Source organism: Pseudomonas sp. FSL R10-0399 (assembly GCF_009600165.1).
Taxonomy (GTDB): domain Bacteria; phylum Pseudomonadota; class Gammaproteobacteria; order Pseudomonadales; family Pseudomonadaceae; genus Aquipseudomonas; species Aquipseudomonas helleri.
The window spans coordinates 1-305 of the sequence record NZ_WIWK01000330.1 but is presented as its reverse complement, the minus strand read 5'-3'; the positions used below and the strand labels follow the sequence as shown (position 1 = coordinate 305).

Genomic DNA, 305 nt, shown 5'->3' with positions numbered 1-305 from the left:
TTGTGCAGACACACCGCGTCGACTGCATCGCGAGCAAGCTCGCTCCTACAGCGATTGCATCACCGCGCTTGTGCAGATAAACCGCGTCGTTTGCATCGCGAGCAAGCTCGCTCCTACAGCGATTGCATCACCGCGTGTGTGCAGACACGCCGCGTTGTTTGCATCGCGAGCAGGTTTTGGGTTACCTGATTTTGAGCGGTGCAGGCACCTGTAGGAGCGAGCTTGCTCGCGATTGCATCACCGCGTGTGTGCAGATAAACCGCGTCGTCTGCATCGCGAGCAGGTTTTGGGTTACCTGATTTTGA

At 57.0% G+C, this 305-nt stretch carries 1 protein-coding gene; it reads right to left on the bottom strand.

The genetic code is table 11. The annotated features are described in order from the left end of the window. Nucleotides 1–113 precede the first annotated feature (113 nt). Nucleotides 114–305 (bottom strand): hypothetical protein (locus tag GHO41_RS30190; protein ID WP_218580297.1); only part of this gene is annotated, 192 nt, incomplete at its 5' end.